The sequence below is a fragment of the Streptosporangium heterodermiicola genome (genome assembly GCF_051390675.1).
In the GTDB taxonomy this organism is placed as follows: domain Bacteria; phylum Actinomycetota; class Actinomycetes; order Streptosporangiales; family Streptosporangiaceae; genus Streptosporangium.
On sequence record NZ_JBPJSR010000029.1, the window covers coordinates 41,688 to 54,609 of the forward strand.

Here is a 12,922-nt window from a genome sequence, read left to right on the forward strand (position 1 = left end):
TACGGCGGCGATCGGCGACGGCGAGAACACCGGCCGTCGAAGCCTGGGAAAATCATCTTCAAATTCCCTTCAAGGCCCCCAAAACCTCATCAAATCCGCATGTACCGTTGATTCAGTACATCTCACTAGCGCATCAGATGCGTCCGCAAACGACTCGCGCCACCCGCCACGTCGCGGTCGACCACGAATATCCGTCGCCCCCTGCGCATCCCGCTGAAAATCAACCGAACCATGCGATGACATGCACGGCGCGGAGGTTCTGGTCGTGGAGCAATGGTCAAGGCGTGAGGACGAACGGCTGCTCACCGGTGAGGGCCGCTACGTCGCCGACATGGACGTGCCGGGCTGCCTGGACGCCGTGTTCGTGCGGAGCGACGTCGCCCACGGCACGCTGCGCGAGGTGGACTGCTCCGCCGCCTACGAGGTGCCGGGAGTGGTGGGCGCCTGGTCCGCCGCCGATCTCTCCGAGATGCCGCCGTGCGCGCAGTCGGCCGCCACGTTGCAGGACCTGCCCCCGGTTCCGTACGTGCCGCTCGCCCAGCTGTCCACCGAGGAGGCCGTGGCCGGCCGGGAGTGGCCGGTGCTGGTGAGGGACCGGGTGCGCTACCCGGGCGAGGCGCTGGTGGTGGTCCTGGGCGAGGACCGCTACCGGGCCGAGGACGGGGCCGCCGCGATCACCTTCCGGATCGACCCGCTGCCCGCCGTGGTGACGCCGTCCGCCGCCGCGGACGACTCCGTCCGCCTGTTCGACGGCCTGAGCAACGTCGCCCTGCTGGGGGAGACCGGGAAGCCGATCGAGGAGTCGGTGTGGCGGGAGGCGGCGGTCGTGGTCGAGGGCCGGTACCGCCAGCAGCTGCTGATGCCCACCCCCATGGAGTGCAGGACGATCCTCGCCGTGCCCGAGGGGGACACGCTGACGGTGTGGTCGGGCCACCAGGCACCGCACCGGCTGCGCCGGGAGCTGGCCGCGCTGCTGGGCGGGCGGGTCGGGCGGGTGCGCGTGGTGGCGCCGGACACCGGGGGCGCGTTCGGGTCGAAGAGCGCGACCTTCCCGGAGTTCATCGCGGTCGCCTTCCTCGCGGTGGAGCTCGGGCGTCCCGTCCGGTGGATCGAGGACCGGCTGGAGTCGATGATGGTCGCCACCCGGGGCCGGGGACAGGACCAGAGGGTCCGGCTCGCCGCCGACGCCGACGGGCGCCTGCTCGCGTACGAGCTGAACATCGACGCCGACATCGGCGCCTACCCCCACCTCGGGGTCGGGCTGCCCATGCAGACCGCCTGGATGGCGACCGGGCCGTACGCCACCCCGCGGGTGCACGCCACCGTCCGCTCGATGGTCACCAACACCATGGTGACCTACCCGTATCGAGGCGCGGGGCGCCCCGAGGCGGCGATCGCGCTGGAGCGGTCGATGGACACGCTCGCCCGCGAGCTGGGCATGGACCCGGCGGAACTGCGGCGGCGCAACTTCATCCCGCCCGAGGACTTCCCGTACGAGACGCCCACCGGGCGGCGCTACGACAGCGGGAACTACGCCGCCGCGCTCGACCTGGCGCTGCGGACCCTCGACTACGACGGGTGGCGGGCCGAGCGGGCCCGCCGCCGGACGGACCCGGACGCCCTCCCCCTGGGGATCGGCCTGTCCTGCTACGTGGAGCGCTCCGGCGGCGAACCGGGAGGGCTGCACGAGTTCGCCAGTGTCGAGGCGCACGAGGACGGCACGCTCACCGCCCGCTGCGGCACGGCCTCCAGCGGCCAGGGCCACGAGACGGTCTTCCCCGCCCTGGTCGCCGAGACCCTCGGCGTGGACGGGACGCGGGTCCGGCTGGTCGAGGGCGACACCGACGAGCAGCCGGAAGGGGTCGGCTCCTTCGCCAGCCGGTCGGCGCAGGTGGCCGGAGCGGCGCTGCGGGAAGCCGCCCTGCTGCTCGCCGAGGAGGCGCGGGCGCGGGCGGCGGCCCTGTGGGAGGTGCCGGAGGGGGAGGTGGCGTGGTCCGACGGCACCGTGCACGCCGCGCACACCGTCCACGGCGGCCACGGCGGCCTCGGCGGCTCGGCGGCGATGGACCTGGCCGAGCTGGTGAAGGCGACCGGGCCGATGCGGGTGGGCGACCGGTTCGAGTCGGGCATGGCGTTCCCGTTCGGCGCCCACGCGGCGGTGGCGGAGGTCGACCCCGAGCTGGGCACCGTACGCGTGCTGCGGCTGGTGGCGGTGGACGACTGCGGGGTGGTGCTCGATCCGGCCATGGTGCACGGGCAGGCCTTCGGGTCGGCCGTCCAGGGAATCGGCCAGGCGCTGTACGAGGGCATCCCCTTCGGCGAGGACGGCGTACCCCTGCTCGCCGAGGGGCTGCTGGACTACCTGCTGCCCACGTCCGCCGAGATCCCGCCCATCGAGATCAAGGACACCCGCACGCCGAGCCCCAGCACGCCACTGGGCGCCAAGGGGGCCGGGGAGTCGGGCTGCATCGGCGCTCCGGCCGCGATCGTCAACGCGGTGGCCGACGCGCTGCGGCCGGCCGACCCCTGCCTGCTGCAGATGCCGCTCACCCCGGACGTGGTGTGGCGGGCGGCCCGCGCCCCGAAGTTCGGGGAGCCCGAGGGACCCTCCGCAGAGCTCGCAGAGCCCGGGAAGCCCGAGAAGTCCGAGGAGCTCGGGGAGACCGGAAAGTCCGGGGAGTTCGGGGAGTTCGGGGAGGAAGGCCGGTGAAGCCCGCCGCCTTCGACTACGTCGTGCCGCGCACCGTACGCGAGGCAGTCGACGCGCTCGGCACCGGGCCGGGTGCCCGGATTCTCGCCGGTGGGCAGAGCCTCATCCTGGAGATGCGCCTGCAGCGCGTCCGCCCCGACCTGGTGATCGACATCAACCGCGTCGCCGAACTCGGCCACCTGACCGTCGGCGACGGCACGCTGCGGGTCGGCGCCCTGGTCCGCCACGCCGCCTTCGAGCGGGAAGGGGCCGTGCCGGGCCCGCTCGGCACGCTGTTCTCCCGCGCCGTCGTCAACGTCGCCCACCCGCCCATCCGCACCCGCGGCACCCTGGTCGGCAGCCTCGCCTGGGCGCACCCGGCCGCGGAGTGGTGCGCCCTCGCGCTCGCCCTCGGCGCCACCGTCGAGGTGCGCGGCGCCGGCGGCCGGCGTGAGATCGCGGCTCGCGACTACTTCCTCGGGCCGTTCCTGACCTCGCGCGCGCCGGACGAGCTCATCACCGCCGTACGGTTCCCGCTGCTCGCGGACGACACCGGTGTCGGCTTCGTCGAGCACCGGCGCACGCACTTCTGCTTCGCCCAGGTGGCCGTGGCGGCGGCGCTCACCGCGTCCGACGGGGTGATCACCGAGGCGAGGATCGGGCTCGTCAACTGCGCCGACCGGCCGGTGCGGGCGCACGCCGCCGAGCGGGCGCTGATCGGCGCCGAGATCACGCCCCCGGCCGGGCACCGGGTGCCCGGCGACCACCCGTTCGCCCGCGCGGGCCGCGTCGCCGCCGAGCGGGACGCCGCGCCCCTGCCCGAGCCGTACGCCGACGTGGAGTACCGGCGCCAGGCCGTCGCCGTCCTGGTCGGCAGGACCCTGTGCGAGGCGGCGCGGGATCAGCGGTCACGGATCGGCGCATCCGGAGGAGGCCACCCATGAAGATCACCATCACGGTGAACGGCGAGGAGCGCGCGCTCGACGTGGAGCCCCGGCGCGCTCTGGCCGACGTGCTGCGCGAGGACTGCCGCCTCACGGGCACGCACCTGGGCTGCGAGCACGGCGTCTGCGGGGCCTGCACGGTGCTGGTCGACGGCGAGGCCGTCCGGTCGTGTCTCGTGCTGGCCGTGCAGTGCGACGGCGGCTCGGTCCGTACCGTCGAGGGGCTGTCCGGTCCCGGCGGCGAGCCCCATCCGCTGCAGCGGGCCTTCTCCGCCGAGCACGCCCTGCAGTGCGGTTTCTGCACGCCGGGCTTCCTGATGGTGGCCGCCGGGGCGCTGGAGGCGGACCCCTCCGCCGGCGACGACCCGGAACGCGTCGCCGCCCTGGTCGGCTCCAACATCTGCCGGTGCACCGGCTACGAGCCCATCCGGCGCGCGATCGCACGCGCCGCGAGCGAGTGGCCGCGGACCCCGTCCTGAGGTGACCTCCGGCCCTGGGATGACCTCCGCGAGAGCGGCGGGCGAAGAGCGAAGGTGACGAGCGAGGAGGGAACGATGGCCGTGACAGGTGACATCCGCGCGGGGATCGTCGACGTCCACGCGCACTGGCTGCCGCGAGAGCTGTTCGCCCTCCCACCCGGCAGTCCGTCGGCGGGCATGAACGAACGCGACGGCGAGCTGTTCCTCGGCGATCTTCCGTTGTCGTTCCCGGCGGCGTCGATGAGCGACGTCGGCACGCTCGTCGCCGACACCGCGAGGGCCGGCCTCGGCGTCCGTGCCATCTCGGCACCGCCCTTCGCGTTCCCCGTCCACGCTCCGGCCGAGGCGGACGACTACGTCGCCTCCTACAACGAGCGGCTCGCCGAGGCCGTGTCGTCCGCCGGCGGGGCGCTCGTGGGACTCGGGCTGGTACGGCTGGACGACGTGGACGCCGCCCGGCGGGAGATGACGCGGCTGGCGGCGGCGGAACGCGTCGCCGGTATCGCCGTCCCGCCGCTCGTGCGGGGACGGTCCTACGGCGAGGGTGTCATGCGCGAGGTGCTCGGTGTCGCCGCCGAGCTGGACCTCGCGGTCCTGGTGCACCCGACGCAGTCGCCGCGCCCCGAATGGGAGGAGCACTACCTGAACAACCTGATCGGCAACCCGGTGGAGACCGCCACCGCCGTGGCGTCGATACTCCTGAGCGGTGTCATGGAGACGCTGCCGGACCTGCGGATCTGCTTCGTCCACGGCGGAGGCTGCGCGCCGTCCCTGCTCGGGCGCTGGGAACACGGCTGGCGGACGCGGGCGGAGGTACGGCGGGGAAGCGACCGTCCGCCCGCCGAGTCGTTCTCCCTGCTGTACTTCGACACGGTCACCCATGATCCGGAGGTGCTGGGACTGCTGAGGGCGCGTGCCTCACGGGATCGGATCATCTGCGGCAGCGACTACCCGTTCGACATGGCACAGCCGGATCCCGCCCGCTTCCCGCTGGACAACGGGATCGACGCCGCGACCCTCGAAGCGAACGGACGCGCCTTCCTGGGCCTGGCCCACCGCTCCTGACCGAGGCTGGTCCGGCCGGGGAAGTGCCGGTAGAGTACGGTGACTACCGGACAGCCATGTCCGGTTGGCGGGTCGATCCCCCGCCGGGAGCCGTTCCTCCGTCCGGGCCGGGGTGAGCGCCCCGGCGCCCGGCACGCGTCGGCCACTCGACGGACTCGACGGAAAGGATCCTCTCCTGAGCAGCAAGGACCATCTCCCGAGCGCCTTCGGCACCGGGGCCGGCCCGGTAGCGGGAGAGGGGGCCGGGATCGGCCGGGCGAGAGCCGGTGCCGCGCGACTCCCCGCCTCCGGCACCGCCTCGTTCCCCACCGGCGCGACCGTCCCGGCCGGCGGATTCACCCTGGACCGGCGGCCTTGACCGGCGTCCTCGTCGTGGGCGCCTCCGCGGGTGGCCTGGCCGTCGCGGAGGCGCTGCGCCGCAAGGGCCACCAGGACGGCATCACCGTCCTGGGCGCCGAATCGCACCCGCCCTACGACCGGCCGCCCCTGTCCAAGCAGGTGCTGTCCGGCGCCTGGGAGAGCGAGCGGGCGCACCTGCGCCCCGAGGCCGAGCTGGCCAGGCTGGACGCCGAGTTCATCCTCGGCGATCCGGCGGTCCGGCTGGACGCCGCCGCCCGCGAGGTGACCACCGCCACCGGGCTCACCCTGCGCGCCGAGACCGTCGTCGTGGCCACCGGCCTGACCCCGTCGCGGCTGCCCGGCCAGGAAGGGCTCGCGGGCGTGCACGTACTGCGCACCATGGACGACGCGCTCGGCCTGCGCGCGCACCTGCTCGAAGGACCGCGGCTCGTGGTCGTCGGCGAGGGCGTGCTCGGCGCCGAGGTCGCCGCCACCGCGCGTGGTCTCGGCCTCGACGTCACCCTCGTCGGCCTGGGCCGGACGGTCCTGGCCGACCAGCTCGGCGACCCGGCCGCCACGCTGCTCGGCGAGCTGCACGCCGAGCGCGGCGTCCGGCTGCGGCTGGGTGTCGCCGTCGGGGAGCTGGTCGGCTCCGGCGGCCGGGTGACGGGAGTGCGGCTCGCGTCCGGCGAGCTGCTGCCCGCCGACGCGGTCGTGGTGGCGATCGGCTCCCGCCCGGCGACCGGCTGGCTGGAGGGCAGCGGGCTGACCGTGGGCGACGGGGTGGAGTGCGACGCGCGGCTGCGCGCCGCCGACGGCGTCTACGCGGTGGGCGACGTGGCCTCCTGGCACCACGAGGGTCTGGGCCGGAGACTACGGCTGGAGAACCGCACCAACGCGGTGGACCAGGCCCAGGTCGTGGCCGCCGGCATTCTCGGCGAGGAGCGCCCCTACACGCCGATCCCCTACTTCTGGACCGACCAGTACGACGTCAAGATCCAGGCTCACGGATTCCTTCCGGCCGGAGCCGAGGTGGAGGTGGTGGAGGGCGATCCGGGGCAGAACCGGTTCGTCGCCCTCTACCACCTCGACGGCGAGCCCACCGGCGTGCTGGGCTGGAACATGGCCAAGGCCGCCCGCCTGCACCGCGCCCGGCTCGGCTGAGGACGAGAACGAGGACGAGAACGAGGACGCCGCCCGCTCACCCCGCCCTGCGGAGCGTGACGTCCATCGACGCGCTCCAGCTCACACCGTCCGCGCTGGACTCGTGGTGGGCGACCTGGGTCGTACCGCCATCCGTGATCGTCACCGTGCAACGGGTCAGGTCCCCGATCCACCTGATCACCTCGCCGCCGACCTCCACGCGCGAGTTGTGGACGTTGCCGAAGCTGTCGTAGAACGTGGAGCGGTACGCGTCGCCGTCGACTCCGATGATCTCGACGCCGCCGACACTCGTGTCACCGATCCTGCCGTACGCCGAGTGCACCACGAAGAAGCCGCCCGGCGCCCACTCGTAGACATCGCTGGTCAGGATCGGGCCCGGCGGGATCCCCTCGGCGTCGACCGTGTGCCCTTCGTTGATCCACTTGCCGATCAGGACCTCCAGCGCCTCGTGGCGCGCGTCGCGCACCGGCGCCTGCCGATCGGTGCGCCCGACCCCGGCGGCGACCTTGAGGACGCGAGCGGACTCGCCGGTACCGGCGTTGGACATGGTGAATTCCCTGGAATGCGCGGTGAGACTTCGTACACCCCGTGGTCGGAGCCGTCACGGACGCCTCGACATCTCCCACCGGAAAATCTCGCCGCCTCCCGGAGGCGGCGAGAACGAAGCGGCGATCGGCACCGGCGGGTTCACCCGCCCCCGGGCATCGCGGGCATCGCGGGCGAGATCACCTCAGCGTGTACGGGGTGCGCGAGGCGTACGGGAACCGCTCTGACCTACTCGCTCAGCGTGATCGCGGCGGCGGGGCAGACGGCGGCGGCCTCGCGGACCAGGGCGTGCCGGTCCGCGCCGGGCTCGGGTTCGAGCAGGAGGACGATGCCGTCGTCGTCGCGCTGGTCGAACACCTCCGGCGCGATCAGCACGCACTGGCCGGCGCCGCAGCACTTGTCCTCGTCCACGATGACCTTCATACCTGGTTCCTCTCCGTTGTCCGGGTGGGGTGGTGCCGGGTCACCAGCGGACCGGCACCGTGCGCAGGCCGCCGACGGCGAGCCCCTCCACGCGCTCCAGCTCCTCCACCGGGACGGCCAGCTCCAGGGACGGAAGCCTGCGCAGCAGCACTTCGAGTACGACCTGCAGCTCGGTGCGCGCCAGTGACTGGCCCAGGCAGGAGTGGGCGCCCGCGCCGAAGGCCAGGTGCGGGTTCGGGCTGCGGCTCAGGTCCATCTCGGCGGCGGCCTCGAAGACGCTCTCGTCCCGGTTGGCCGCGGCCATGCTGCACACCACGGTGGTGCCCCGGGGCAGGGCGGTGCCGCTCACCTCGGTCTCCTCCGGCAGGTAGCGCGGCAGGCCGAAGCCGGAGTTGGCGTCGAGCCGCAGCGTCTCCTCCACCGCCGTGCGTACCAGCGAAGGGTCGGCGAGCAATCGCTCCCACCGGTCGCGGTCGTCCAGCAGCATGGAGACCATCTTGCCGATCATGTTGGCGGTGGTCTCGTGCCCGGCGACCAGCAGCCCCATGCCGGTGACCAGGATCTGGATGTCGGACAGCCCGCCGTCCTCGGGGCCGCCGGCCGCGATCAGCTCGCTCAGCAGGTCCTCGCCCGGCTCGGCGCGCTTGGCGGTGACGTGCTCGGACATGTACTGGAAGAACTCCGCCTGGGCGGCCTCGGTCTCGGCCTTGGTGTAGCGGGTGAGGTTCAGCAGGGTGTCGGACCAGTACGAGAACCGGTCCCGGTCGGCGGCCGGCACGCCGAGCATGTCGCAGATGACGTACACCGGCAGCGGGAAGCCCAGGGCCGACCTGAGGTCACCCGGTGCGCCGCGCTCGACCATCTCGTCGATGAGCTCCTCGGCGATCCGGGCCATCGAGGGCCGCAGGGCGGACATCCGCTTGGCGGTGAACCACTTGCCGACCAGGCGCCGCCAGTGCTGGTGCTCCTCGCCCCCGTCGGGGATGATCTGCGCCATCTCGCTGCTGAAGACCCCGCCGCCCTCCGCCGACAGTCGCGCCGCGTCGGGGGCGGTGAGCTGACGGGTGAAGCGCGGGTCCGCGAGCACCTGCCTGACGTCCTCGTAGCGGGTCAGCAGCGTCGCCCGGTCGCCGCTGGGCAGCTCCACGTGCGCCACCGGGCACTTGCCGCGCAGCTCGGCCCACTCCGCGGGCGGGTCGAGCGCCCTGTCGTTGGGGATCGGGTAGCGCAGGACCTGCTCGTTGGCACTCATGCGTCATCTCCTTGCGAACGGATGGATCGGGCGGGCCGTGCCGTGCGTGCCTGTGCCGCTCCCCTGTCAGGCGGGCGCGAGGGAAGGGGCCGCACGCCAGGTAACGAATGCACCTTCACGGTACCCTACACATGTCGGGAAACCTACACATGTAGTTTGACGGTAAAGTAAGAACGTGGCCACGACCAAGAACAGCAACTCCCCCTCGGGTGACCGGCGCGTGCGCCGCACCCACACGGCCCTGGCACGCGCGCTGATCGAGCTCGTCGAGGAGCGGGACCTCTCCCGGATCACCGTCGCCGACGTCGCCGAATGCGCCGGAGTGAGCCGCTCGACCTTCTACGACCACTACCGCGACGTCCACGAGCTCGCCGAGGTCGCCTGCACCGCGATGATCGACGGGCTGATCGAGTCCCTGCCCGGCCCCGGCCCGGAGGCGGCGGACCCGGAGCCGGAGGCGACCCAGTCGCTGGAGGCGTTCTTCGCCAGCCTCGCCGAGCACGCCGGGCTCTTTCGCACCCTGCTGGGGCCGCAGGGCAGCGCGCGCGTCGTCGACCACATCCGCCGCCGCATCGCCGCGACCGTCCACGACCGCCTCCAGCAGATCGCCGCCGGTGATCTGGCGGGATACTCCGGCCCGCCGCCGGGCATCCCACGCGAAATCCCGCCGCCGGGCAGCTCGCACGACATCCCGCACGACGTCCCGGCCGCGTTCACCGCCGGGGCGCTCATCGGCGTGGCCTCCGACTGGCTCCAGCGCGGCTGCCCGCGTCCTCCGGCCGAGATGGCCGCCCTGACCTGGCCGCTCTTCAGCGCGCTCTACCACCGCGCCGACGCCGGCACACCCACCTGAGTCCACCGACCTGGTCCACGGATCGGCGGCGTGTCCTGAGGTGGCCGGGCTCCCGGGTCAGCGGCAGAAGGGCGCCATGCCGAGCACCGATCTCACCCCGCCGAGCAGGTGCTGGACGAAGTGGCGATCGCCCTCCATCGGCTCGTCGGTCCACGCCTTGACGTCGTGGCCGAGGGTGGTGAGCCAGGCCTTGCCGCCGTCGTAGTACTGGCACCAGCTGACCGGGTGGTCGTCTCCGTGGCCGGGGTGACCGAGGTTGCCGCGCACCCGCCGGGCGAGCGTGCTCTCGTCCACCTTGGCCAGCACCCTGACCCGAGTCGGGAACGGCACGAGGTTGTACCACTCGTCGGAGAACGCCCAGCGCTTCGGCAGCCCCTGGGTGGAGACGTCCCGCCTGCCGACGGTCTCGACGACTCCCGGCTGGTTGGCGCCGTGGTCGTAGAAGTCGGCGTTGCCGAGCAGGCCCTCGTACCAGGGCCAGTTGTACTCGGTGCCGAAGGCGTTGTGGACGCCGGCGAAACCACCGCCGGCGCGGACGCACTGCCGCAGGGCGGTCCGCGCGGCGTCGTCGAGGCTGTCGCGGGTGGTGCTGAGGAACATCACGGCGTTGTACGACAGCAGCCTGCCCGCCGAGGACAGCTGGGCGACGTCCTCGGTGTAATCGACGGCGAACCCGTTTTCCTCCCCCAGCTTGATCACGGCCTTGACCGCGACGTCGTCGCCGTCGAGCGGCGGGTTCAGGCCGGAGCCGAGGGGGGTTCCGAGGTGGGCGTGGCGGGGGCCGGCGGTGCGGCTGTGGACGAGCAGGCGGTAGCCCTCGGCGGGGGCGAAGTTGCCCCAGTCGTGGTAGCAGCGGGGTCGGTGCCCCGGCAGACGCCGTAGTCGGGGTCGCCGAGGTTCTCGGCCCCCTTGCCGTGGCCGGGTGAGGCCGCGGAGCCGGGGGAGGTGAGGGTGAGAAGGAGTGCCGCCGCGCCGAAGGCGGCGATGGACAGGGACGAACACCTTACGCGCATGGGCACCTCACGTGCCTCGGTCCACTAGGTGGATCGCTTGATCCACTGGGGGGGTCTTGAGCGTGTCCAGCGCCGATGCCCTAAAACAAGCTCTTGCTTCACCGCCGGGTCCGGCCTATCGTGCGCCGCCCACCGGATCCGGCGAACCGTTTCGTGAAGCGATTACGCGAGACCTCCCGCCGTCCCGGGCGGACCCCGCCGAAGGGTGGGCGACGGTGACGGATCTCGTCGAGCAACCCGCCTCTCCACCGGCGGCGCCGGCGAAGGACCGCGCCGACAACCCGGCCTTCAAGGTCGTCGCGATCGGGGACGGGGCGGCGGGTAAGACCAACTTCCTCGCGATGCTGTACCAGCATCTGAGCTCGCCCGAGGCCGACCCCCCGAGGCCGTGGACGGCGTCCTGCGGGCCCAATCCGGGATGGTGACCGCGCCGAGAGCGGCCACCGCCACGATGGAGGAGGTCACCGGGTCCCCGGCACGCACGTTCCGTACCTGGGTGACCGACCACGCGGACCGGTTCCGCGGCCCATGAGGCCTCCGTGGAAGCACCGCCCCGTGAAGCCCGCCGCTCGTGGAGGACGGCGCCCCGCGAACGCCGCTCGCCTCCACGGGTGACGGCCCGGAACCGGCCGAACCCGAACCGCCCGAACCCGAGTCAGCCGAAGTCGAAGAAGATCGTCTCCTTCTCGCCCTGCAGGTGGATGTCGAAGCGGTAGCGGTCCTCCCCCTCCCGCGCGGCGAGCAGCGTGTGTGCGCGCTCGGGCGGCAGCGAGTCGAGGAAGGCGTCGTGGGCGAGGTAGACGCGGGTGTAGAGGTGGTGCAGCAGGCCGCGGGCGAACACGCACACGCTGACGTAGCCGTTGCCGGGCACGAGCGTGCGCAGCGTCCAGCGGCCGTCGGCCTCGGTGGGCACCCGGCCGAAGCCGGTGAAGTCGACACCGTTCCTGCCGATGACCGCGCCGTTCACCGGGTCGCGGCGCAGCGTGCCCGGCGCGCCGGTGAGGTCCCCGGAGGGGGCGGCCTGCCAGAACTCCAGCAGCGCGTCCGGCACCGGATCGCCCGCGCCGTCGTAGACGTACCCGTGCAGGGTGATCCCGCCGGTCGCGATGTCACCGCCGCCGGGGAACGGGAGCGCGTAGCCGTAGAAGGGGCCGACGGTCTGCGAGGGGGTGGGGTTCACCGGCCCTCCTCCGTCCAGGTCGCGGCGGGGCCGTCCAGGACGATGTCCCACCGGTAGCCGAGGGACCACTCGGGAACGGACAGGTCGTGCTCGTAGGCGGCGACCATGCGCTGCCGGGCCCGCTCGTCGGTGACGGAGTTGAAGATCGGGTCGTAGGGGAACAGCGGGTCGTTCGGGAAGTACATCTGGGTGATCAGGCGCTGGGTGAAGGCGGTGCCGAAGACCGAGAAGTGGATGTGCGCGGGACGCCAGGCGTTGGTGTGGTTGCGCCACGGGTAGGCGCCGGGCTTGATCGTGGTGAAGGCGTAGCCGCCGTCGTCGCCGGTGAGGCAGCGGCCGACTCCGGTGAAGTTGGGGTCGAGCGGGGCCGGGTGGTCGTCGCGCTGGTGCGGGTAGCGGCCGGAGGCGTTGGCCTGCCAGATCTCCACGAGCTGGCCGCGCACCGGGCGGCCGTTCCTGTCGAGGACGCGGCCGTGCACGGTGATGCGCTCGCCCAGCGGCTCGGCGAGGTGCTGCCTGGTCAGGTCGGCGTCGAGCGCGGTGACGTCGGTGACGCCGAAGACCGGCCCGGCCAGTTCGGCCGCCTCCGGGTCCTTGATCGCGATCAGCGGTTGCCTCGGGTGGCGGAGCGCGGTGCTGCGGTAGGGGCCGTAGTCGCGGGACGGGTGGTGAACCTCCCTGCCGTCACCGTGACCGTCACCGTCACTGGCGCCGGTGAAGCGGAGCTCGGCGATCTCGCGGTCTATGTCGGCCTGCGTGAGGGGTGTTGACATGAACTCCTACCTTTCGGGAACGACGGCGAGGCCCTGACCGGCACCGGCGATCCGTCGCGCGGCACCGGGCGAGGGCCGGGCAGGACGACCGGCGCGCGGGGAGGCGGGACCGGCGCCGTCTACCCCGGCCACGGCCCCGACGACGCGGGTGGCCGGCCCGTCCGGACGGGTGCCCGACACCGGCCCGCCGCGACGACCGGAG

The 12,922-nt window shown here is 73.0% G+C and carries 13 protein-coding genes; 7 read left to right on the plus strand and 6 right to left on the minus strand.

Annotated elements, in window-relative coordinates:
* The first annotated feature begins 265 nt into the window (after window positions 1-265).
* From ACSC1Q_RS38150 to ACSC1Q_RS38170, 5 genes are all read left to right on the plus strand, one after another.
* Window positions 266-2,710, plus strand: coding sequence for a xanthine dehydrogenase family protein molybdopterin-binding subunit (locus ACSC1Q_RS38150; RefSeq protein ID WP_436763604.1), 2,445 nt, complete (start codon window positions 266-268; stop codon window positions 2,708-2,710).
* Entirely contained in the window at window positions 2,707-3,633 is a 927-nt protein-coding gene (locus ACSC1Q_RS38155) for an FAD binding domain-containing protein (RefSeq protein ID WP_436763605.1), read from the plus strand. The genes ACSC1Q_RS38150 and ACSC1Q_RS38155 overlap by 4 nt, the downstream gene beginning before the upstream one ends.
* Window positions 3,630-4,112: a (2Fe-2S)-binding protein gene (locus tag ACSC1Q_RS38160; protein WP_436763606.1), complete on the plus strand. Its 483-nt coding sequence runs from the start codon at window positions 3,630-3,632 to the stop codon at window positions 4,110-4,112. The genes ACSC1Q_RS38155 and ACSC1Q_RS38160 overlap by 4 nt, the downstream gene beginning before the upstream one ends.
* 75 nt (window positions 4,113-4,187) lie before the next feature.
* On the plus strand, window positions 4,188-5,177 hold the full coding sequence (locus ACSC1Q_RS38165) for an amidohydrolase family protein (protein WP_436763607.1): 990 nt from the start codon (window positions 4,188-4,190) through the stop codon (window positions 5,175-5,177).
* A gap of 354 nt (window positions 5,178-5,531) precedes the next feature.
* Window positions 5,532-6,680 (plus strand): NAD(P)/FAD-dependent oxidoreductase, encoded by a 1,149-nt coding sequence (locus ACSC1Q_RS38170; RefSeq protein WP_436763608.1) that lies wholly within the window; start codon window positions 5,532-5,534, stop codon window positions 6,678-6,680.
* Between the two features lie 37 nt (window positions 6,681-6,717).
* Here the strand turns inward: ACSC1Q_RS38170 and ACSC1Q_RS38175 are convergent, their stop codons facing one another.
* From ACSC1Q_RS38175 to ACSC1Q_RS38185, 3 genes are all read right to left on the minus strand, one after another.
* Window positions 6,718-7,227: a hypothetical protein gene (locus tag ACSC1Q_RS38175; protein ID WP_436763609.1), complete on the minus strand. Its 510-nt coding sequence runs from the start codon at window positions 7,225-7,227 to the stop codon at window positions 6,718-6,720.
* A 227-nt stretch (window positions 7,228-7,454) separates the two neighbouring features.
* Window positions 7,455-7,649 carry a ferredoxin gene (locus ACSC1Q_RS38180; protein WP_436763610.1) on the minus strand — a complete coding sequence of 65 codons (195 nt, stop codon included), beginning with the start codon at window positions 7,647-7,649 and terminating at the stop codon, window positions 7,455-7,457.
* A 40-nt stretch (window positions 7,650-7,689) separates the two neighbouring features.
* Window positions 7,690-8,901 (minus strand): cytochrome P450, encoded by a 1,212-nt coding sequence (locus tag ACSC1Q_RS38185; RefSeq protein ID WP_436763611.1) that lies wholly within the window; start codon window positions 8,899-8,901, stop codon window positions 7,690-7,692.
* A 175-nt stretch (window positions 8,902-9,076) separates the two neighbouring features.
* On the opposite strand from ACSC1Q_RS38185, the gene ACSC1Q_RS38190 reads away from it, so the two are divergent.
* The gene (locus tag ACSC1Q_RS38190) at window positions 9,077-9,754 is read left to right on the plus strand and encodes a TetR/AcrR family transcriptional regulator (protein WP_436763612.1); all 678 of its coding nucleotides are present in this window, start codon (window positions 9,077-9,079) and stop codon (window positions 9,752-9,754) included.
* Between the two features lie 57 nt (window positions 9,755-9,811).
* Here ACSC1Q_RS38190 and ACSC1Q_RS38195 read toward each other — a convergent pair whose 3' ends face one another.
* Complete coding sequence (locus ACSC1Q_RS38195) at window positions 9,812-10,756, minus strand: ThuA domain-containing protein (RefSeq protein ID WP_436763613.1); 945 nt, start codon at window positions 10,754-10,756, stop codon at window positions 9,812-9,814.
* 226 nt (window positions 10,757-10,982) lie between these two features.
* Between ACSC1Q_RS38195 and ACSC1Q_RS38200 the strand changes: the two genes are divergently transcribed.
* Window positions 10,983-11,192 (plus strand): hypothetical protein, encoded by a 210-nt coding sequence (locus ACSC1Q_RS38200; RefSeq protein WP_436763614.1) that lies wholly within the window; start codon window positions 10,983-10,985, stop codon window positions 11,190-11,192.
* Window positions 11,193-11,422: 230 nt separating this feature from the next.
* On the opposite strand, the gene pcaG is transcribed toward ACSC1Q_RS38200, so the two are convergent.
* Window positions 11,423-11,947 carry a protocatechuate 3,4-dioxygenase subunit alpha gene (gene pcaG, locus ACSC1Q_RS38205; protein WP_436763615.1) on the minus strand — a complete coding sequence of 175 codons (525 nt, stop codon included), beginning with the start codon at window positions 11,945-11,947 and terminating at the stop codon, window positions 11,423-11,425.
* Window positions 11,944-12,720 carry a protocatechuate 3,4-dioxygenase subunit beta gene (gene pcaH, locus ACSC1Q_RS38210; RefSeq protein ID WP_436763616.1) on the minus strand — a complete coding sequence of 259 codons (777 nt, stop codon included), beginning with the start codon at window positions 12,718-12,720 and terminating at the stop codon, window positions 11,944-11,946. Before pcaH ends, pcaG begins: the two co-directional genes overlap by 4 nt.
* Window positions 12,721-12,922: the final 202 nt, after the last annotated feature.

What these genes read in the sequence shown, in the direction of transcription:
- ACSC1Q_RS38160 (WP_436763606.1), top strand. Translation starts at nt 3,630, where the DNA reads ATGAAGATCACCATCACGGTGAACGGCGAGGAGCGCGCGCTCGACGTG.
- ACSC1Q_RS38165 (WP_436763607.1), top strand. Translation starts at nt 4,188, where the DNA reads ATGGCCGTGACAGGTGACATCCGCGCGGGGATCGTCGACGTCCACGCG.
- ACSC1Q_RS38175 (WP_436763609.1), bottom strand. Translation starts at nt 7,227, where the DNA reads ATGTCCAACGCCGGTACCGGCGAGTCCGCTCGCGTCCTCAAGGTCGCC.
- ACSC1Q_RS38180 (WP_436763610.1), bottom strand. Translation starts at nt 7,649, where the DNA reads ATGAAGGTCATCGTGGACGAGGACAAGTGCTGCGGCGCCGGCCAGTGC.
- ACSC1Q_RS38185 (WP_436763611.1), bottom strand. Translation starts at nt 8,901, where the DNA reads ATGAGTGCCAACGAGCAGGTCCTGCGCTACCCGATCCCCAACGACAGG.
- pcaH (WP_436763616.1), bottom strand. Translation starts at nt 12,720, where the DNA reads ATGTCAACACCCCTCACGCAGGCCGACATAGACCGCGAGATCGCCGAG.